The organism is Glycomyces salinus (assembly GCF_016428645.1).
GTDB classification, from domain to species: domain Bacteria; phylum Actinomycetota; class Actinomycetes; order Mycobacteriales; family Micromonosporaceae; genus Glycomyces; species Glycomyces salinus.
In genome coordinates, this window is sequence record NZ_JAELXW010000003.1 from 171,907 (window position 1) to 190,885 (window position 18,979).

The following is an 18,979-nucleotide window of genomic DNA, read 5'->3' on the forward strand; positions in this document are numbered from 1 at the left end:
CCGCATCCGATCACCACGAACCCGACCGCTTCCCGGAATGGTCTCCTACGACCGAGTCACTCCTTCTCCCAAGTGCAGCCGCCCGAGAACTTCACTCCCGCATCCGAGTCCTCGATGGTGATCCGACCTTGGGCCCCACCGTCGATGTTGTCGTTGGCGATGATGTCCTCGAAGTCCATGCCGAAGCCCGAGAGCCGGGCAACGTAACAGCTGTCGAAGACTCCTTCTCCTTCGGGCTGCGTCACGTAGGTTCCGGGCTGGATCTCGGTGCCGACCTCCCAGGTGCCATCGCCCGCGCTGTCTCCGAGTTCGACCGCGTTGGCCTCCGAGGCCGCCTGCCACTCACAGCCGCCGGAGAGCTCGATGCCCTCATCGTCCTCTGAAATCGTGACTCGACCGCGAGCTCCACCGTCGATGTTGTCGTTGGCGATGATGTCCTCGAATTCACCGCTGAACCCCGACAGTCGCGCCACATAGCAGCTGTCGAACACACTGTCACCGGGAGCGGTGGCGACGTAGGTTCCCGGGGCGATCTCGGTCCCGATCTCCCAGATGCCGTCGCCGATGCCGGCGGGCTCCGCTTCCTCCTCTTCCGCCGTATCTTCGTCGCTCGTCGATTCCTGCTGGTCGACGCCTTCGGTTTCGGAGGCAACTGCGTCCTCCTCGACCGTCGAGGTCGTGGGTCCGCTGGTATCTGCGACGCTCCACAGGGTGACAGTCAGGAGTACTCCGACGACGAGGCCGGCGATACCGAGGATCAGACCCGCCGTGGCGGACCCCTTGTTCGTGGCCTGCCCGCCATTGGCTTTGGCGAGGCCGATGGCTCCGAACACGATCGCCAGAACGCATGCCACCCATCCGAGGCATCCGAGGACGGGGATCCAGCCCGAGGCCAGGCCGCATATCCCCAGGACCAGGGCGGTTGTGCCCATACCGTTCGACGGGCCGGACCCCGGGGGCCGGACGCCGCCCACCGGAGGCTGGATCGGCGGGTATCCGGGAGGGAACTCCGGAGCGCCGGGTGGCCGGGTTGAATCGGTCGATTCCTGGGAGTAGGCGTAGGGGTCGTATCGGGGCGGGCTCGGCTGTTCCGAAGAGGGGTCGTTCATCAGGGGACTCACTGTCTCTTACAGAATTGAAGAGTTTCCAGCGTAACCGAGTGGCGATCCTCTGCCATGATCGCGTCACTCGTCGGCGGGAGCCTTGACCGATTCGAACCTGTGCCGCGAGGGCTCAGTGCTTGCAGGTGGTGTAGCCGGTGGGGTCGAGTCGGCCCCAGCGGACTCTGGTGGCGGTGACGAGGTCGTCGATGGTGGTGGTGGCGTGGTGCCGCTGTTGGGCGAGGAGGATTTGGGCGGCGGCCAGTGCGTCGGCTTCGGCTCGGTGGTGGTCGGTGAAGCGGACCCCGGCCGCCTGGGCGACTCGCGGCAGCCGGTAGTTGGGCAGGCCCGGCCAGGTTCGGCGGGCGAGGACGACCGTGCACGCGTAGCGCAGGGTCGGCCAGGGGACGCCGGTGGCGGCGTTGGCCGCGCGGATCACCGACAGGTCGAACGCGGCGTTGTGGGCGACGACCGGCGCTCCCGCGATGAAGTCGTCCATCTGCTTCCACACCTGCCGCCAGCCCGGGGCGCCGGCGACGTCGACCGAACGGATGCCGTGGATCGCGGTGTTGCGGGACCAGAACTCGTCGTGGCCCTCCGGCGGCCGGATGAGCGTCGAGAACGTTTCGGCGACCTCGCCGCCCTCCACCCGCACCAGCGCGACCGAGCAGGCACTGGCCCGGCTGCCGTTGGCGGTCTCGAAGTCCAGCGCCACCCACGCGTCCAAGATGCAACCTCCATAGCCCGGCGGACCACCCCGACCGGGAACGGACCGAGGAGGCGGATACGGGAAAAGCCGGACTCAGAACCCTGAAATCCGGCTTTCACTCGCTTGGTTGGCGCGCCCCGAGGGATTCGAACCCCCAACCTTCTGATCCGTAGTCAGATGCTCTATCCGTTGAGCTAGGGGCGCATATCTGATCTGTTCGACCAGGCCGCGCACCAGCTTACCCGGGACGCGATCGGGGCTGCAACCGGGTTCGGAGGTGTGCTCTGAGTCATCTGTCAGCAGTTGTCCAGGACCGTCCGGACCAGGGTCCTCCAGGCCGCCGGGAGGTTCTGGGCGCGGTCGGGCTGGGGCGCGGCCGCGGCTTCCCACAGGGCCGCTTCGGCTGCGGGGACCTCGTTGCCCAGCAGGTAGCGCTCGACGTATTCGCGGCGGTGGTCGCGGCCCGGGAAGAGGTGGCCGGCGGCGGCGAACAGGGCCACGTAGGCGCGGTGGAGGCCGCCGGTGAGGGCCTCGGCGAGGTCCCAGGGGTCCTCGGCGTCACCGAGGCGCTTGGCGATCTCCTCGGCCTCGAGCTCGACCGCTTCGCGGGAGGCGTCGGCCAGGGCCTGCGGGAACTCGGTCAGCTCAGCTCGCGCCCGCGAGCCGAGTTCGGAGTCGTCGGCCAGAAGGGAGCCCTCGGCGAAGGCCGCGATGAGGCGCAGCGCCTCGTCGCCGGGTTCGCGCCAGCCTTCGCCGCGCGCGAGCTGCTCCAAGAGCGACTCGAAGCGCGCGACGGTGAGATGCACCGCCTCGCCGTGGACCTCCGAGGGGACTGATTCGGCCTCCCAGACGCAGACCAGTTCCGCGTCGTCACCGAAGCCGGTCAGGGCCGGGCCGTGCGCGTAAGCGAAGGCCAGACGATCGTCGTCGTTCATTTCGGCGAGGACGTCGTTGGAGAGTCTGAGGACCGCTCGGGGCAGCGACATGCACTAAGTGTGGCCGCTCTTTGCAACCTTTGTCCACCCGTTCGCCCACAGATGACGATGCTTCACGTCGCACCCCGCCGTTAGCATGTGCCAATGGCGACTCCCACCACACCAACTCCATCAGAGCTCACGCTCGAACCCGGCGAAATCGCCGCCTGGCGGGCCCGGACCCAAGGGCTGTGGGGAGAGCCCCGGGCCACCCCGATGGAAGCGTTCGAGCACCTGGGGGCCGTCCAGTCCCAGGAGGTCTACTCCTCGAAGCTCACCCCCGCCGTGCGCGCCGCCCCCGGGCCCGACGGGGCGTTCGCGCCGGTCGAGGCCGTGGACGAGCTCATCGAGAACGGCTCGGTGGTGCGCACGCACGTGCTGCGGACGACCTGGCACACCGTTCCGGTCGGCGACCTGCGGATGATGCTGGCGGCCACCGCCGACCGCGTGCACCAGGTGCTCGCGTCGATGACCCGCAACGGGGGCCTCTCCGAGGACCTGCTCGCCCGGTGCGACCAGATCCTGGCCGAGGCCACCGCCGGCGGACGCCACCTCGCTCGTGAGGAGGCGGTGGAGGCCCTGGTCGAGGCCGGGGTGCCCGCGCCGTCCAACCAGCAGATGATCTACATCCTCATGCACGCCGAACTGGAGGCGGCGATCTGCTCGGGGACCCCGCGGGGCAGGCAGCAGACGTACGCGAACTTCGACGAGCGCGTCCCGGCCGGGAACATCGAGCGCGAAGACGCCCTCCGCGAGCTGGCCCGCCGCTTCTTCGTCTCGCGCGGCCCGGCGACGCTCAAGGATTTCACCCGCTGGGGGAGCCTGAAGGTCGCCGACGCCAAGAAGGCCATCGCCGACCTGGACCTGCGGGCGGCGCTGATCGACGGGCGGGTCTGCTACTTCGAGTCCGAGCCGCCCGGGCCGCGCGAGGGCGGCCCGCGGGTCGACTTCGTGCAGGGCTGGGACGAGATGCTGTGCTCCTACACCGACTCCAAGGACTGGGTCCTGCATCCCTCGGTCCCGCGCGCCGACTTCCCGGACCGGCCGCGCTTCAACTCGGCGATCCTGCTCGACGGCCAGCTGATCGGGCACTGGAAGGCGACGCTGACCAAGCAGAGGGTCGAGATCGCGACCTATCGGCTGCGCGGCTTCACCGCCGCCGAGATCGCCGCCATGCGCCGCGGAGCCGACCGCCTGCGGGCCTGGTACCAGCGCGAGGAGATGGACCTCGGCCTCGACCACGCCTGAGGCCGGGTCCGGCCCGCGACGTCGACCGGGATTCCGGCGGCCGTGGGGACGGAAAGGGGCGGCGGGAGTCCCCGCCGCCCCGGCAGTTTCGCGGTGCTACAGGCGCTCGAGCGCGTCGGCGAATGGACCCAGGCCCATCGGGCCGAGGTTCAGCGCGTCGGTGTGGAAGTCCTTGAGGCTGAAGCCGGCGCCCTTGCGTTCGCGGTAGTCCTCGCGGGCCTGCATCCACAGGCGCTCGCCGACCTTGTAGGACGGCGCCTGGCCCGGCCAGCCGAGGTAGCGGTTGCGTTCGAAGGTGAGCATGGCGTCCTCGACAGTGTAGATGTGGGCGCGCATGAACTCCCACATCTTCTCGCCGTCCCACTGCTCGCCCGGGCGCCACCCGAACGGGTTGTCGGCCGGGATCTCGAACTCGCAGTGCAGGCCGATGTCGACCACGACGCGGGCGGCCCGCATGGCCTGCGCGTCGAGCATGCCCAGGCGTCCGGCCGGGTCGTCGTCGTAGTAGCCCAGTTCGTCCATGAGCCGCTCGGAGTAGAGCGCCCAGCCCTCGGCGTGCCCGGAGGACATGAGCAGGTTCCGCTGGAAGCGGTTGAGCAGTTCGGAGCGGGTCGCGGCCTGCCCGATCTGGAGGTGGTGGCCCGGCACGCCCTCATGGTAGACAGTGGACTTCTCGCGCCACTTGGAGAAGCTGGTCTGGTCGCCGGGGACCGACCACCACATCGCGCCCGGCCGGGTGAAGTCCTCGCTGGGACCGGTGTAGTAGATGGCCCCGTCCTCGGTGGGGGCGATCTTGCAGTCGATGCGCCGGACCTGGTCGGGGATGTCGAAGTGGGTGCCGGCCAGGTCCGCGACGGTCTCGTCGGCCAGCGCCTGCATCCAGTCGCGGAACGCGTCCTTGTCGGTCATGTTCTGGTCGGGGTCGGAGTCGAGCGCCTCGACCGTCTCGGCCAGCGTCGCGCCCGGCTTGATCTTCCCGGCCGTCGCCTCCATGTCGGCCTTGATCCGCGCCAGCTCGTTCCAGCCCCACTGGTAGGTCTCCTCGAGGTCGATCTCGGCCCCGATGAAGTACCGCGACGCCCGGGAGTAGCGGTCCCGCCCGACCGCGTCCGTCGTAGGCGCCTGCGGCGCCAGCTCGTCGCGCAGGAAGTTCGCGAACTTCGTCGTCGCCGCCCGCGCCCAGGCGGCGCCGTTGCCGAGGCCGATCTTCAGTTTCCCGCTGGTGATCGGCTCGCCGTCGACCGTGATGCGCCCGATCAGACCGGCCCAGAAGTCGTCGCCATTGGCGCCGTTCCAGTTGTCGCAGTGCCGGGCCACCTCGAGGACCTGCCGCTCGGAGGCCACCCGTCCGGCCGCGGCCTCAGCCCGCAGCGTCTCGGTGTACTGCTTGAACGCGTCAGGGACCGCCGCCAGGCGGGCGGCGACGTTCTCGGCCGCCTCCCGGCCCTCGTGCGGCATCAGGTCGAAAATCTGCCGCACGTCGTGGACACCGGAGGTGATGACGTTGAGGCCCAGGAAGGTGTCGCCCGCGTCGTAGCGCTCGACCGCGAGCTTGAGGCGCTCGAGCATCGCCTCCTTGGCGACGCGCTCCCGCTCGTCGGCCGGCTCGGCGGCCTCGGCCGCGGCGATCGCGTTCCGTGCCAGCTCGACCTCTGCCGCGATGCCCGCGGGGGAGAGGTCGTCGAGCAGATGGTCCGATCCCGGGACGCCCATGTAGGTGGCGGTCATGGGGCTGTGCGCCAGCACGTCCTCGACGTACTTGTCCGCTATCCGATCGATTTCTCTCATGGAGTGGACTTTACGCGAGGGCGACAGACCGTGGCGACCTCATTGACCTCCATGGACTCCACCCATCCGCCGGCCGCGCCCAGGTCCAGCAGGTTCTCGCGGTTCAACTGAATTGATTCCCGCTCGGCGGGTTCGTCGGGCCAGGTCGAGCGCAGTTCTCGGGCCCGCTCCCACCACTCGCCGAGGCCCGCGCCGGGCCCGTCGGCGACGGCCTCGAACGCCGCCTCCAGCTCCCGCGCGAGACCCTCGAGCGCGGCGATGATCCCGTCCCGGTTGCCCTCGGCCATGCCCTCGACGAGCGAGGCGGGGCTCGCGGCCACGCGGGTGCCGTCCCGGAACGAACCGGACCCCAGAGTCCTGGCGAGGGGGTCGGCGGCGTTCAGCGTCAGCGCCGCGGCCACGAGGTGCTCGACGTGGGAGACCCGCGCGACCGCCGCGTCATGGGCCGCCGCGGTCGTCGGCACCACCCTGGCTCCCAGCGAGGTCCACAGCCGCGCCGTCGTCGCCCAGGCGTCCAGGTCGGTGTCCTCCTCCAGGCACAGCACCCAGGTCCGGCCGGCGAACAGTCCGGCCTCGGCGGCGGCGAAGCCGGCCGTCTCCTTTCCCGCCATGGGGTGTCCGGCCACGAACCGCGGGTGGGCGCCGGACTGGCGCAGGACCTCCTGCTTCACCGACGCCACGTCGGTGACGATCCCGGAGTACTCGCCCGGCGCGAACGTCTCCCGCACGGACCGTCCGGTCAGCCGGAGCGGCACCGCGACCACGGCGAGGTCGCTCTCGCGCAGCGCCCGCGGGTCCTCGGCCACCGCGAAGCGCTCCGCGGCGGCGCTCCGGGTCGCCGGATCGGTGTCGTAGCCGACCACGTCGTGCCCGGCCTCGGCCAGAGCCAGTGCCACGGAGCCGCCGATGAGGCCCAGCCCCATGACAGCGACGCGCATCAGAGGTACAGCCCGGTGCCGTCGGAGTCGACGCGCTTGGCCGCGACCGCGTGGACGTCGCGCTCGCGCAGGAGGATGTAGGAGCGGCCCTGCAGCTCGACCTCGGAGCGCTCCTCGGGGTCGAACAGGACGTGGTCGCCGGCCTGCACCGAGCGGACCAGCGGGCCGACCGCGACCGCCTCGGCCCAGCGCAGCCGCTTGCCCATCGTGGCGGTGGCCGGTATCACGATCCCCCCGGAGGAGCGTCGCTCGGCCTCGGGGTCCTCGCGCACCAGCAGGCGGTCGTGGAGCAGGCGGATCGGCAGCCCGGTGTCGGATTCCAACGGTGTATCGGTCACAGCGCCCGAGCCTACCGCTCGGGGCCTGCGGCGATCCAAAGCGAGCGTCGCTTCTCACGCTCCACCAGCCGGTCGTCGGTCGCACGCGACCGGTACCGTACGTGTTGACGTCACTCTTACGTCGTTTGGAGACACCGTGAGCCGATTCCGCCGCACCGCAGACAGAGCGAAGAGACTGTGGATCGGCATGCGCATGAGTCCGTCTGTCGAACGGTTCTCGGCCGCCCGCGGCGAGGCCGAGGACCCGGCCGCGCTGCCCGCGCCACCGGCCGAGACCGAAGAGATCTCCGATGAGGCCGGCGACGGCAACGGTGAATCGCCGGAGCGGCGCTACGTTCCCACGGGGCTGGCGATCGCCGCCGCCTGGTCGTGGCGGATGCTCATCATCGGCGCCGCCATCGCCGTGGTGTTCTGGCTGATGAACCAGGTCACCGTCGTGATGATCCCGTTGGCGATCTCCTTCCTGCTGGCGGCCATGCTCCAGCCGGTCGCCGGTGTCCTCATCAAGCACGGCTGGAACAAGTCCCTGGCCTCCATCCTGGTGCTCATCGCCGGGCTCGGTGTGGTGGGCCTGGTGCTGACGTTCGTCGTGCAGCAGTTCATCGACGGCATCCCCGAGTTCTGGGAGCAGATCGAGGGCGGGCTGACCGACCTGCAGGACTGGCTGGAGTCCGGGCCCTACGGCCTCGACGGCGACCAGATGGCCGAGATCCTGAACAACGCTCAGGCGAACATCACCGACTGGCTCGGCGACAACCAGCAGACGCTCATCGACAACGGCCTGTCGATCGCCGGTTCCACCGCGACCGGCCTCGGCTACTTCTTCACCGGCCTGTTCCTGGTCCTGTTCACCACCTACTTCTTCATGCGCGACGGCCGCGGCATCTGGAACTTCCTGACCGGGATGCTCCCGAAGGCCGCCAAGGAGCCGGTCCGCTACGCCGGCGGCGCGGGCTGGACCACCCTGGTCCAGTACATGCGCATGGTCATCGTCGTGGCGGCCGTCGACGCCATCTTCATCGGCCTGGGGCTGTGGCTGCTCAACATCCCCCTCGCGCTGCCGCTGACCACGCTGATCTTCCTCGGCGCCTTCATCCCGATCGTCGGAGCCACCATCTCGGGTGCGTTCGCGGTGATCGTGGCCCTGGTCGGCACCGACAACGGCCTGGTCAACGCCCTGCTGGTCCTAGGCATCGTGCTGCTGGTCCAGCAGCTGGAGTCGAACCTGCTCCAGCCGATCCTGATGAGCCGCGCGGTCAAGCTCCACCCCCTGGCCATCATCCTGGCCGTCACCGGCGGCGGCTTCGTCTTCGGCATCGTCGGTGCGCTCATCGCCGTGCCGCTGCTGGCGATCGTCAACGGCACCGTCCGCGCCCTCAACCGCTACCGTGAGGCCAGACGCGAGGCCGACGAGCGCGAGGCCGCGTCCGGCCGGGAGCACGAAGACCCCACCGACCTCGGTGAGGAGTCGATCCAGACCACATGACCGGTGCATTGGAGATCCTCGACGCGGCGGTGGGGGCCACTCCCGGGGGCCAGGCCCGAGAGGGCCAGCGCCGGATGTGCGAAGCGGTCGAGGAGGCCATCGACGAGGGCCGCCACCTGCTGGTCCAGGCCGGCACCGGCACGGGAAAGTCGCTGGCCTACCTGTGCGCGGCCCTGGCGGCCGGCAAGACCGTGGTGGTCTCCACCGCCACCCTGGCCCTCCAGCACCAGCTCGTGGCGGTCGACCTGCCGCGCCTGGTCGAGTCCGTCGAGCCCGTCCTGGGCCGCAGGCCGACCTTCGCGCTGTTCAAGGGCCGCCACAACTACATCTGCAAGCGCAAGCTCTCCGGCGAGGAGGAAGAAGAGGACGGCGCCCTCGACGGGACCGAGGAGCTCAAGTGGGCCGGACAGCAGAAGTCGTACGCGGGGCAGGTGCAGCGGCTCTTCGCCTGGGCCAATGAGACCGACACCGGCGACCGCGACGACCTCGACCCGGGGGTGTCCGACCGGGCCTGGCGGCAGGGTTCGACCTCGGCCACCGAGTGCGTCGGCGCGAACAACTGCGCGCAGGGCTCGGACTGCTTCGCCGAACTGGCGCGGGCCCGCGCCCGCGAGGCCGACATCGTCGTCACCAACCACGCGCTGCTGTCGATCGACATGATGCACGGCCGCACCGTCCTGCCCGAGCACGAGGTGCTGATCGTCGACGAGGCCCACGAACTGGTCGACCGGGTCACCTCGGCCGCGCGCGACGAGCTGAGCCCGGCGCGCCTGCGCTGGCTGGCTCAGCGCGGCCGCCGCCTGATCGACGCCGACGTGGCCGACGAGCTCCGCGAGGCCGCCGACTCGCTCGAGAACGCGCTCGGCATGGCCGGGGAGCGCCGCTTCCCCGACGAGCTCCCGGCGCCGCTCACCGAGGCGCTGCACCTGATCAACGCGGCGTGCGCCAAGGCCACCGCCCCGATCCAGAACCTCGACGACGAGACCAAGAAGCAGCTGAGCACTCAGCAGCTCAAGGCCGGGATCAGCGAGACCCAGGCGACCGCCGGGCGCTGCGCGGCCCCCTCTCCTGACGACGTGATCTGGGCCGAGCCGAACGGCCCGCAGCTGGTGGCGGCGCCGCTGTCGGTCGGCGACATGCTCGCCGAGCGGCTCTACGACGAGCGCACCGTCATCGCGACTTCGGCGACGCTGACGCTCGGCGGCAAGTTCGACACCGTCGCCCGCGGCATCGGGCTCGGCGACGACCAAGCCGACTGGGAATCTCTAGATGTCGGCTCGCCGTTCGACTACCGCAAGCAGGGCATCCTCTACGTCGCCTCCGCGCTGCCCCGCCCCACGGCCTCGGGCCTGTCGGAGGAGACCGGCAAGGAGCTGCTGCGCCTGGTCGAGGCCAGCCGCGGCGCGACGCTCGGGCTGTTCTCCTCCAAGCGCGCCGCCGAGGCCGCCGCGGTCCTGCTGCGCGAGCACTGCGACTTCGACATCCTCCTGCAGGGCGAGGAGACCCTCGGCAGTCTCGTCAAGCGCTTCAAGGAGGAGGATTCGACCTGCCTGCTCGGGGTCATGAGCCTGTGGCAGGGGGTCGACGTGCCCGGCGACACCTGCCGCCTGGTCGTGGTCGACCGCATCCCGTTCCCGCGCCCGACCGAGCCGTTGACGGCCGCCCGAAGCGAGGCGGCCGACAACGACGGCCGCTCGGGCTTCACCGAGGTCTCGGTCCCGGCGGCGGCGATCAGGCTCGCTCAGGGGGCCGGGCGGCTCATCCGCCGCGTCGACGACCGCGGGGTGGTCGCGATCCTCGACTCGCGCCTGGAGACGAGCCGGTCCTACGGGCGTTTTCTTCGAGATTCGTTGCCGCCCTTCTGGTACACGACGAAGTCCGACTCGGCCGTGGGGGCGCTCGGCAGGCTCGCCGACTCTGCCAATTTATGGCTCGCAAGCGTCGCCAAGGGTGCCAATTTACGGCTCGCAAACGTCGCCAAGAGCGCCAATTCATGGCTCGCGGGTCTGGCGGCGAATGAAGGTTAACGGAAGGTGAATAAATATTGAATTCAATCGGAACCCCAGCTTAGAGCGGATACGTGTATCGGCACACAGGGGCTTTCCGAGGTTTGAGACTCGTTCACCCGGGTGTTACCTTCGGCGTGACCGATTTCCAGTCTTCTCGCGCCCGAATCGGTACAGTGAGGACTGCCCGACCAACCGAAAGACCGAGGTACCCAGTGCGTTTCTCGCTGAAACCTCAAGACGGCGCCTTCTACGCCTTCTTCTCCGAGGCCGCAGGGAACATCAAGCGCGGCGTGGAGATCCTCGCCGAGCTCGGCGACGACAAACCGGACTTCCAGTCGATCTCCGAGCGGCTGGTCGACGTCGAGCACGACAACGACCAGCTGACCCACAGCCTGTTCAACAAGATCAACTCCACTTTCGTCACCCCGATGGACCGCAGCGACATGCACGAGCTGGCAGGCAAACTCGACGACGTCCTCGACCACGTCGAGGCCGCCGCCAACCTCGTCTACCTCTACGGCCTCTCCGAGCTGCCGGCCATCCCCCGCGAGATGATCGAGCAGATCACCGTGCTCCAGTCCCAGTCCGAGCTGCTGGACCGGTACATGCCCAAGCTCCAGGGCCTCAACGCCGAGATGCGGGAATTCTGGATCGAGTGCAACCGCCTCGAGAACGACGGCGACCGCGCCTACCGGATGCTCCTGGTGCGCCTCTACTCGGGCGAATACGAGACCCTCACCGTCATGAAGCTCAAGGAGGTCGCCGACGAGCTCGAGGCCGCCTGCGACTCCTTCGAACACGTCAGCAACGTCATCGAATCCGTGTACGTCAAGGAATCCTGACGTGGACGCCAACCTCATAGCCGCGATCGGGGTGATCGCGGCGGCACTGCTGTTCGCCTTCACCAACGGGTTCCACGACTCGGCGAACGCGATCGCCACCTCCATCTCCACCCGGGCCCTCAAACCCCGCACCGCCCTGGCCATGGCCGCGATCGGCAACTTCGTCGGCGCCTACCTCGGCGGCGAGGTCGCCTCGACGGTCGCCAAGGGCCTGGTCGACCTCCCCGTCAGCCAGGACGGCCTCATCATGGTGCTCGCCGGCGTCCTGGGTTCCATCGGCTGGAACTACCTCGCCTGGTACTTCGGCTGGCCCATCTCGGCCTCCCACTCCCTCCTGGGCGGCGTCGTCGGCGCCACCCTCGCCGGTGTCGGAAGCGCGGGCGTCATCTGGTCCGGCCTGCTCACCAAGGTCGCCCTCCCCACCGTCGTCTCCCCGCTCGTGGGCTTCGGCATCGGGTTCCTGGTGATGCTCGGCGTCTACTGGGTCTTCCGCAAGGGACGCCCCGACAAGCTCAACCGCGGCTTCCGCCACGCCCAGTCCGTCTCGGCCGCGGCCATGGCCGTCGGCCACGGCATGCAGGACGCGGCCAAGACCATCGGCATCATCGTGCTGGCCCTCTACGTCGGCGGCTACCAGGAAGAGGCCACGCACATCGACTGGTGGGTCTACATCGTCGCGGCCCTCGCGCTCGCCCTCGGCACCTACCAGGGCGGCTGGCGCATCATCAAGACCCTGGGCCGCAGGATCATCGACCTGCATCCGCCCCAGGGCTTCGCGGCCGAGACCGTGGCCAGTGCGGTGCTGTTCGGCAACACCATCATCGGCGCGCCGATCTCGACCACGCACATCATCACCTCCGCGATCATGGGCGTCGGCTCGACCGGCGGGAAGCGGGCCGTCCGCTGGGGCGTGGCCCGGAACATCGTCATGGCCTGGATCCTGACCTTCCCGACCGCCGCGCTGGCGGGCGCGATCCTGTACTTCCCGATCACCTGGATCTTCTAGATTCACGCGTTGCCCTGGGCCTGGCCTCGCGATTCGGATAGCGTGGGACTATGTCCATCCAGCGCTACGGGAAGTGGGACTTCCGGGCGGTCGACCACGACACGGCCGCTCGGGCGCGCGCCCGGCTCAAGGTCCAGGGCGCGCCCGCCGAGCCCGAGCGGGCCGCCGCCGTGGTCCTGCTGCGGGAGGCGCCGCTGCGGGTGTTCCTGCTGCGCCACACCGCCAAGGAGCCCTTCGGGGTCGGGGACGGCGGCCCGGCGCCCGGCCTCGCCGAGCACTGGACCGGCGCCGAGCCGGAGGCCGATCGGAAGGGCCGGCCGAGCCGGTACGGCTTCCCTGGCGGGCGGCACAAGCCCGACGACCCCGACGTCGCGATGACCGCCGTGCGGGAGGTCGAGGAGGAGACCGGCGCGATGGTGGCGCTCCAGCGGGCCTGGTCCCGCTGGGTCACGCCCGAGTACGAGCCGGTCCGCTTCGACTCGTGGGTCTACGTGGCCACCCTCGCCGAGGGCTTCCAGCCGCGCATCCGCGTCCGCGAACCGGAGTACGCCACCTGGGTCGGTCCCGAGCAGGCCGTCTGCCAGTACGGCGGCCAGATGTCGGTGCCGGAGGCTACGACCCTGGCCGAACTGGCGCGCTACTCCACGGTCGGGGAGGTCTTCGCCGCCGCCGAGCAGCGCGACATGACCCCGATCCTGCCGCGGCTGGTCTCGGTCGGCGGGCGGGACCGCCTGGTGCTGCCGGACGAGGAGGGCTACCCGCCGGCGGCCCTCGAACGCGTCTAGAGCGGCTTGCCCCACTGGACGTCGGAGCGGACGATCTCGAAGCCCTGTGATCGGTACAGGCCCACCGCGCGGGCGTTCGACTCGTCGGCGTACAGGTCCACCTGCCGGATGCCGTGCGCGGCCATGTGCGCCAGCCCGACGAGCGTGAGCGCCTTGCCGAGCCCGGTCCCCTGGGCGCGCGGGTCGACGCCGAGTACGTAGACCTCCCCGACGCCGCCTTCGACCTTCGTCCAGTGGAAGCCGAGCATGCCCGCCTCGTCGCGGGCGACCAGCAGCCCCTCGGGGTCGAACCACCGCTCGGCGATGCGGTCCCCCAGGTCCTCGAGGGTCCAGCGGCCCTGCTCGGGGTGGTCGGCGAAGGCCGCGGAGTTGACCCGCAGCCACTCGTCCTCGTCGCGCCCGACCTCGAAGGGCCGCAACGAGACACCTTCGGGCAGCCGCACCGCCGGCCCGTCCCCGGTCGGCCAGTTCCCCGGCAAACCGTCCGGCCAGGCCCGGGGCCATTCGAATCCCTCCAGGCCCCGGCTCAGTTGGAAGAGCACCCGGTCGCGCTCGAAACCCTCGGCCCCGGCCAGTGCCGCGGCCGCGTCCAGGTCCCCGTGCGCCCAGACCAGAAGCCGGGACACCTTGGGCCCGAGCGAGTCGACCACCGAGCGGACCAGGCCGGTGCCGAGACCGCGCCGCCGGTGCTCCGGGTCGACCGCCAACTCCGCGGAAGCGGTCGAACCGGACACCTCCACTTGGGCGTAGCCGACCACGTCCATGTCGCTGTCTTCTTGCCGCGCAACGAAATGAGTTCTTCCCGGGGCGGGGGGTCTGGAGAGGGCGAGAGTCGTCTGCTCGTTGAACGGACCGATGCCGTCGGCCTCGGCGCATCGATGAGCCAGCGTAACGATTTTGTGAACTTCCCGACCCGGAAGTGAAGCATGTTGCGACATTCAGCTAACCTATACCTGGACTCAGCACCGTGCCGGGGTGCTGAGTCCTTTTACGTTCCCGGGCGGGCGCCGCAGACGCGCCCCACTCCCGGTGGTCGAAGTGGCGGAGAGGGTGGGATTCGAACCCACGAGACCGGGGCTACCGGCCTGGCGGTTTTCAAGACCGCTGCACTAGTCCACTATGCGACCCCTCCGTGCCCCGCAGGGCAACAGCAAATCTACCAAACGGACACTCAGTGCTGCGCGCTCTGCACGCAGCACGTGGCGCAGGTTCCGCATCCGTCTATGGTGAACGCCAGACAGCAGGTGTGCCGCCGGTAGACCAGGCGGCCGTCCTCGTCGGTGGAGACGTCCACCAGATCGGCGACGTCGAACGCCTCCAGCAGGGTCTTGGCGGTGGCCTCTGGCGCGTCGCGGCCCGCGCACGAGCAGGTGGCGACCGCGTAGGCGATCCCCGAGGCCAGCGATCCCAGCAGGGTGCGGCGGCCCACCCGGGCCCGGCCGCGCACTGCCTCCAGGACGCCGTCCAGGTGCCGGTCGAACAGCGACTCGCGCGTCCGCTCCAGCATCGCGGCCTCGCCGGGCACCGTCTCGAAGCCCGGGGAACCGGCCAGGGGGTCGTCTCCCAGCACCAGGAAGCGCGGCCGCAGCCCGCGGCCGGAGAACATCGGCTCGCCCTCGGCGGCGATGGTGAACTGGAAGTCCTCGGCCTCCAGGACCGGGACGCGCCGCGCCGCGACGTAGCCGAGCACGGCCGGGACGATCGCCCAATAGCAGTACGTCTTCCACGCCAGCGCGGACGAGGCGTGCTCGGAGCCGCCCCACAGCTGCGCCGAGTCGGCCAGGAGCTCGCCGGTGCGGGAGCCGTCGGCCAGTTCCGAGCCGCGCAGACGGATGCCCTCGGGGGAGGGCGCTCCGGTGAGCCAGTGGCGCAGGCCCCGCAGCGGGTGCGGGCCGTGGACGCGCTCGATGCGGGCGGCCGCGCGCCGCAGCGGCGCGAGCGGATCAGAGGCTGATGCGGGGTGTGCGCGCAGGTCAGGGCGCTGAAGATCGACGGCGGTGGCGCTCACGACGTGGCGCCCTCCACTCGTGCGACGCTCATCGGCGACCCCTCCAAGGTTAGGCTGGGCTAACCTTACCTGAATCGGATCGCGAAGTGTCAAGGAGCTGACAGACAGGGCGCGGCGACAGTGGGTGAAAAAGCGAGGTGCCGCGATTGGTGAGCGTCGCCGAGTGGGATGGGTTTCACAGCACCCCGCCTTCTCTGCATCGATTCTGCGCTCGAATCGCGACGCAGCGTCGCACACGAAGTGCGACCGGCGGTGCGTTTTCCGATCCGCCTCTGGCAGGCTAGACCGCTATGGCGAACCACTCCGAGGTCCGGCCCGCGTTCCCCGCCCGGACCATCCGCCGCGAGATCCTCATCGTCCTGGCGCTGTCGCTGGGCGCCTCGGCGATCTGGTCCGTGGTCAGCTTCCTCGCCGTCCTCACCGAGCCCGGCGGGCTCTCAGACGCCTCGGTGGCCATGAACAGCGCCCGCGCCGAGGCCGAACGCCCCTGGCTCGACCTGAGCCGGCAGCTGATCAGCCTCGCCCTGGCCCTCGCCCCGGTCGCGCTGGCACTGCACCTGCTGGCGCTCGACCGCGGCAGGCCGTTCGGCCTCATCGGCCTCGACGCCCGCCGCCCGGTCTTCGACCTGACCCGGGGCGCGGCCCTGGCCGCGGTCATCGGCATCCCCGGCCTGGGCCTCTACCTCGCCGCCCGCGGACTCGGCGTCAACGTCGACATCGCCGCGGCGAGCCTCAACGACGTCTGGTGGGCCGTCCCGGTCCTCCTGCTCTCGGCGGCCAAGAACGCGCTGCTGGAGGAGATCGTCGGCGTCGGCTACCTGATCACCCGCCTCAAGCAGCTCGCCTGGAGCCCGGCCGCGATCGTGACCGCCCACGCGGCCCTGCGCGGCACCTACCACCTCTACCAGGGGCTCGGCGGCTTCATCGGCAACGTCGTCATGGGCGCGGTCTTCGCCGTGGCCTTCCTCCGCTGGAAACGCACCGGCCCCCTGGTCGTGGCCCACGCCGTCCTCGACATCGTCGCCTTCGTCGGCTACCTGGTAGTCGCCCCGCACGTGAGCTGGCTCTGACCGGAGGCAACCCGCTTAGCAGGCGGGAGCGATTGCCGGTATGCTCGTTTCTCGGTACGTGCCAGCACGTACGGAGGATTCGCATAGTGGCCTAGTGCGCCCGCCTGCTAAGCGGGTTCCGGTTGATCCCGGTCGGGGGTTCGAATCCCCCATCCTCCGCCAACAGAGCCCCGCTGACCTGCAACAACACAGGATCGCCGGGGCTGCTTGGTTTTCTGATCTTCGAACATCCGCCACTTTGTGCGAAATCTAGCCGTTCTGTGCCACTGACCTGCGATTACGTCGCTTGCCTGGATTGCCGTCGCCAATTGCGTCCAGTCCCGTCCCGCTATCGCCAACCAGCTTCCGGCCAAATACCGGCCGAAGCTTCGGTGCCAATTTGACTGTGGCTCAGGTTGATTCATTCCAAGGAGTGAACTTTGGGTCCAGATTCCCGATATATGGGAAGCAGGTCGTGGGTGAGTGGATGTAGTACCGCGGGGTGTTCCGCCGCTTGACATGCTGCTCGCTGCTGAGGTCATCACCGGCCCCGATCAGCCGAAGGGTCTCGAGCTGCTGCTCGTTCAATGGACCTGAACGCTCCATCTACCTGTTCCTTCACGTGATCGTTGCGACGTTCGGGACATCCGCGAACCTCGACATCGTGTCGGTCCGACCCTATAGTTTCGTATCCGTCGGGAGCGCTCTTCGAGCCCAGGCGCGCTGACTGACTCTCCGCTCGCGGTAGGGCGAGCATCTGCCGCGGGTTGATCGCAGTATCATGCCAATTAACATGTTAGTTGACATGATGATGGAGGCGCGGGCCGTGCTTGACGAGGAGCTCGCTGAGATCGTGGCCAATTTGCGGGCGATCGGCGGTGACCTCGCCGAGATCGAGGTGAAGCGCGCCAGCGGCGGACTTCCGAAGACGGTTCGCGAGACTTTGTCGGCATTCGCGAATACTCGCGGCGGGGTGCTGATCCTCGGGTTGGACGAGAAGACCGGGTTCGGGGCGGTCGGAGTGTCCGACCCGGCCAAGATGAGCGCCGACCTGGCGAGCCTGTGCTCGACGGAGATGGACCCGCCCCTTCGTCCCCTCATCACTCCGCATGTATTCGAGGGCGCACAAGTCGTGGTTGCGGAAATACCCGCGCTCGACCAGGCACTCAGGCCCTGCTTCTACCGTGGGGCCGGGATCAGTCAAGGCAGCTTCATTAGGGTCGGGGACGGCGACCGCCGCCTCACCTCCTACGAAGTGCAGATGATGCTGTCCTCGCGCGGCCAGCCGAAAGAGGACGAGCGGGCCGTAGAGGGCACTACTGTCGACGATCTCGACCCGGCAAGCGTGGCGACCCTGACCGGTCGCCTCCGCCAGGCGCGACCGCGAGCATTCGCGCACCTCGACGAAGAGGACGTTCTGCGACGGGCGAGAGTCCTAGTGGACCAGGACCAGGTCTCCCTGGCGGGCCTGCTGGCCCTCGGCTCGTACCCCCAGGAGCGGTTCCCGCAGTTGATGGTCAGCTTCGTGCACTACCCCACGAGCACCGGTCCGGTCGGCGACGGGACGCGGTTCCTCGACAACGCGGTCTTCGAGGGCCCGATCCCGGTCATCGTCGAGGACGCGCTCGCGGTGTTGCGGCGCAACATGTCGCGACGAGCGGTCATCACCGGAATCGGTAGGGAGGACCTCTGGGAGTATCCCGATACCGCACTGCGCGAGGCGATCACGAACGCCCTGGCCCACCGGGACTACTCCACCGCAGCGCTGGGAACGCAGGTGCAGATCGAGATGTACCCCGACCGGTTGGCGATCCGCAACCCCGGTGGACTGTTCGGACCAGTCACCGTCGACACGCTTGGTGAAGAGGGGCTTTCTTCATCCCGCAACGCCACTTTGCTGAAATTGCTGGAGGACGTGACCTTGCCCGACCGGACGCACACGGTCTGCGAAAACCGGGGATCGGGCATTCGCTCGATGCTGGACGCGTTGCGGAGGGCAGGCATGAACCCGCCCCGCTTCGACGACCGCGTCTCATCCTTCACGGTCACCTTCCCCAACCACTCGCTGCTGAGCGACGAGGCGATCGCCTGGTTGGATAGCCTCAACCAGACCGGATTGAGCGACTCTCAGCGCCTGGCACTGGTGTTGTTCAGAGACGAGCCCGGATTCGACAACCGCGCCTACCGCGAAGCTACCCGCGTCGACTCCAGGATCGCGACCGCCGAACTCCAGGACATGGTAGCCCGGGAACTGCTCGAGCAGACCGGTTCTAGGCGCTGGGCCCGCTACAAGGTACGAGAGACCCCACAGCCTTCGCGTCTACGAGCCGATCGTCGTCCGGAGATCCTTGCCGCACTGGGCGACAGCACCATGTCGCGAAGCGATTTGGCAACCGCGACTGGACTTTCGGACCCGGTGGTGCGGTACTGGCTCGGCCGGATGCGCGAAGAAGGAATGGTCGACCTCGTCGGCACGAGCCCGAGGAGCAAGCACGCCAGATACCGCAGGAACTCGCAGAACCCTCTGTTCGAGGGCTGAAGTGTTGGTGGAGTTAAAGGGAGCCGAACCCCTGACTTGCTTCTACTCGTCGGGCGGATCCCGACCGGTATATTGCCTGGTAGACGCGGGTCTCGATCGAGGAACTTGTAACCCGCCTCCCTAAGCGGGTTCCGGTTGATCCCGGTCGGGGGTTCGAATC

General features: G+C 69.1%; 16 protein-coding genes and 3 tRNA genes. 9 read left to right on the forward strand and 10 right to left on the reverse strand.

The features are described 5' to 3' along the window. Window positions 1–56: 56 nt before the first annotated feature. From JFB92_RS01855 to JFB92_RS01870, 4 genes are all read right to left on the reverse strand, one after another. Window positions 57–932 carry a DUF4190 domain-containing protein gene (locus JFB92_RS01855; RefSeq protein WP_199034321.1) on the reverse strand — a complete coding sequence of 292 codons (876 nt, stop codon included), beginning with the start codon at window positions 930–932 and terminating at the stop codon, window positions 57–59. Between the two features lie 301 nt (window positions 933–1,233). After that, window positions 1,234–1,827: a 3'-5' exonuclease gene (locus JFB92_RS01860; RefSeq protein ID WP_199034322.1), complete on the reverse strand. Its 594-nt coding sequence runs from the start codon at window positions 1,825–1,827 to the stop codon at window positions 1,234–1,236. 110 nt (window positions 1,828–1,937) lie between these two features. Further along, window positions 1,938–2,013, reverse strand: a tRNA-Arg gene (locus tag JFB92_RS01865). Window positions 2,014–2,105: 92 nt separating this feature from the next. After that, window positions 2,106–2,795: a hypothetical protein gene (locus JFB92_RS01870; RefSeq protein WP_199034323.1), complete on the reverse strand. Its 690-nt coding sequence runs from the start codon at window positions 2,793–2,795 to the stop codon at window positions 2,106–2,108. 93 nt (window positions 2,796–2,888) lie between these two features. On the opposite strand from JFB92_RS01870, the gene JFB92_RS01875 reads away from it, so the two are divergent. Continuing rightward, complete coding sequence (locus JFB92_RS01875; protein ID WP_199034324.1) at window positions 2,889–4,031, forward strand: winged helix DNA-binding domain-containing protein; 1,143 nt, start codon at window positions 2,889–2,891, stop codon at window positions 4,029–4,031. Between the two features lie 96 nt (window positions 4,032–4,127). Here JFB92_RS01875 and JFB92_RS01880 read toward each other — a convergent pair whose 3' ends face one another. From JFB92_RS01880 to JFB92_RS01890, 3 genes are read right to left on the reverse strand one after another with little or no spacing between them, the layout of a single operon-like run. Next, window positions 4,128–5,819, reverse strand: a complete 1,692-nt coding sequence (locus JFB92_RS01880; protein ID WP_199034325.1) for a DUF885 domain-containing protein — start codon at window positions 5,817–5,819, stop codon at window positions 4,128–4,130. After that, entirely contained in the window at window positions 5,816–6,757 is a 942-nt protein-coding gene (locus JFB92_RS01885; protein ID WP_199034326.1) for a prephenate dehydrogenase, read from the reverse strand. The genes JFB92_RS01880 and JFB92_RS01885 overlap by 4 nt, the downstream gene beginning before the upstream one ends. Continuing rightward, window positions 6,757–7,095, reverse strand: a complete 339-nt coding sequence (locus tag JFB92_RS01890) for a GroES family chaperonin (protein WP_307788988.1) — start codon at window positions 7,093–7,095, stop codon at window positions 6,757–6,759. The genes JFB92_RS01885 and JFB92_RS01890 overlap by 1 nt, the downstream gene beginning before the upstream one ends. A gap of 193 nt (window positions 7,096–7,288) precedes the next feature. Here JFB92_RS01890 and JFB92_RS01895 point away from each other — a divergent pair, with 193 nt between their 5' ends. The 5 genes from JFB92_RS01895 to JFB92_RS01915 all read left to right on the forward strand — a co-directional run bounded on the left by JFB92_RS01895 (window position 7,289) and on the right by JFB92_RS01915 (window position 13,223). Further along, complete coding sequence (locus tag JFB92_RS01895) at window positions 7,289–8,581, forward strand: AI-2E family transporter (RefSeq protein WP_233162138.1); 1,293 nt, start codon at window positions 7,289–7,291, stop codon at window positions 8,579–8,581. Further along, the gene (locus JFB92_RS01900) at window positions 8,578–10,608 is read left to right on the forward strand and encodes an ATP-dependent DNA helicase (RefSeq protein ID WP_199034328.1); all 2,031 of its coding nucleotides are present in this window, start codon (window positions 8,578–8,580) and stop codon (window positions 10,606–10,608) included. The genes JFB92_RS01895 and JFB92_RS01900 overlap by 4 nt, the downstream gene beginning before the upstream one ends. 194 nt (window positions 10,609–10,802) lie before the next feature. Continuing rightward, entirely contained in the window at window positions 10,803–11,432 is a 630-nt protein-coding gene (locus JFB92_RS01905; protein WP_199034329.1) for a DUF47 domain-containing protein, read from the forward strand. A 1-nt stretch (window position 11,433) separates the two neighbouring features. Next, complete coding sequence (locus JFB92_RS01910; RefSeq protein ID WP_199034330.1) at window positions 11,434–12,438, forward strand: inorganic phosphate transporter; 1,005 nt, start codon at window positions 11,434–11,436, stop codon at window positions 12,436–12,438. A gap of 50 nt (window positions 12,439–12,488) precedes the next feature. Next, window positions 12,489–13,223, forward strand: coding sequence for an NUDIX domain-containing protein (locus JFB92_RS01915; RefSeq protein WP_199034332.1), 735 nt, complete (start codon window positions 12,489–12,491; stop codon window positions 13,221–13,223). Here the strand turns inward: JFB92_RS01915 and mshD are convergent. The 3 genes from mshD to JFB92_RS01930 all read right to left on the reverse strand — a co-directional run bounded on the left by mshD (window position 13,220) and on the right by JFB92_RS01930 (window position 15,231). Further along, a complete protein-coding gene (gene mshD, locus JFB92_RS01920) occupies window positions 13,220–14,161 on the reverse strand; it encodes a mycothiol synthase (protein ID WP_199034334.1) in 942 nt (313 codons plus the stop codon). The genes JFB92_RS01915 and mshD overlap by 4 nt on opposite strands. Before the next feature lie 101 nt (window positions 14,162–14,262). Continuing rightward, window positions 14,263–14,355: transfer RNA gene (locus JFB92_RS01925), tRNA-Ser, on the reverse strand. Window positions 14,356–14,394: 39 nt separating this feature from the next. Then, window positions 14,395–15,231 carry a (2Fe-2S)-binding protein gene (locus tag JFB92_RS01930; protein WP_199034336.1) on the reverse strand — a complete coding sequence of 279 codons (837 nt, stop codon included), beginning with the start codon at window positions 15,229–15,231 and terminating at the stop codon, window positions 14,395–14,397. Between the two features lie 290 nt (window positions 15,232–15,521). Here JFB92_RS01930 and JFB92_RS01935 point away from each other — a divergent pair, with 290 nt between their 5' ends. The 3 genes from JFB92_RS01935 to JFB92_RS01945 all read left to right on the forward strand — a co-directional run bounded on the left by JFB92_RS01935 (window position 15,522) and on the right by JFB92_RS01945 (window position 18,819). Further along, window positions 15,522–16,301 (forward strand): CPBP family intramembrane glutamic endopeptidase, encoded by a 780-nt coding sequence (locus JFB92_RS01935; protein WP_199034338.1) that lies wholly within the window; start codon window positions 15,522–15,524, stop codon window positions 16,299–16,301. Between the two features lie 72 nt (window positions 16,302–16,373). Continuing rightward, window positions 16,374–16,463: transfer RNA gene (locus tag JFB92_RS01940), tRNA-Ser, on the forward strand. 610 nt (window positions 16,464–17,073) lie between these two features. After that, window positions 17,074–18,819, forward strand: a complete 1,746-nt coding sequence (locus JFB92_RS01945) for an ATP-binding protein (protein WP_199034340.1) — start codon at window positions 17,074–17,076, stop codon at window positions 18,817–18,819. Window positions 18,820–18,979 lie beyond the last annotated feature (160 nt).

What these genes read in the sequence shown, in the direction of transcription:
- JFB92_RS01855 (WP_199034321.1), bottom strand. Translation starts at nt 932, where the DNA reads ATGGGCACAACCGCCCTGGTCCTGGGGATATGCGGCCTGGCCTCGGGC.
- JFB92_RS01870 (WP_199034323.1), bottom strand. Translation starts at nt 2,795, where the DNA reads ATGTCGCTGCCCCGAGCGGTCCTCAGACTCTCCAACGACGTCCTCGCC.
- JFB92_RS01875 (WP_199034324.1), top strand. Translation starts at nt 2,889, where the DNA reads ATGGCGACTCCCACCACACCAACTCCATCAGAGCTCACGCTCGAACCC.
- JFB92_RS01880 (WP_199034325.1), bottom strand. Translation starts at nt 5,819, where the DNA reads ATGAGAGAAATCGATCGGATAGCGGACAAGTACGTCGAGGACGTGCTG.
- JFB92_RS01885 (WP_199034326.1), bottom strand. Translation starts at nt 6,757, where the DNA reads ATGCGCGTCGCTGTCATGGGGCTGGGCCTCATCGGCGGCTCCGTGGCA.
- JFB92_RS01895 (WP_233162138.1), top strand. Translation starts at nt 7,289, where the DNA reads ATGAGTCCGTCTGTCGAACGGTTCTCGGCCGCCCGCGGCGAGGCCGAG.
- JFB92_RS01900 (WP_199034328.1), top strand. Translation starts at nt 8,578, where the DNA reads ATGACCGGTGCATTGGAGATCCTCGACGCGGCGGTGGGGGCCACTCCC.
- JFB92_RS01915 (WP_199034332.1), top strand. Translation starts at nt 12,489, where the DNA reads ATGTCCATCCAGCGCTACGGGAAGTGGGACTTCCGGGCGGTCGACCAC.
- mshD (WP_199034334.1), bottom strand. Translation starts at nt 14,161, where the DNA reads ATGTCGCAACATGCTTCACTTCCGGGTCGGGAAGTTCACAAAATCGTT.
- JFB92_RS01935 (WP_199034338.1), top strand. Translation starts at nt 15,522, where the DNA reads ATGGCGAACCACTCCGAGGTCCGGCCCGCGTTCCCCGCCCGGACCATC.
- JFB92_RS01945 (WP_199034340.1), top strand. Translation starts at nt 17,074, where the DNA reads ATGTTAGTTGACATGATGATGGAGGCGCGGGCCGTGCTTGACGAGGAG.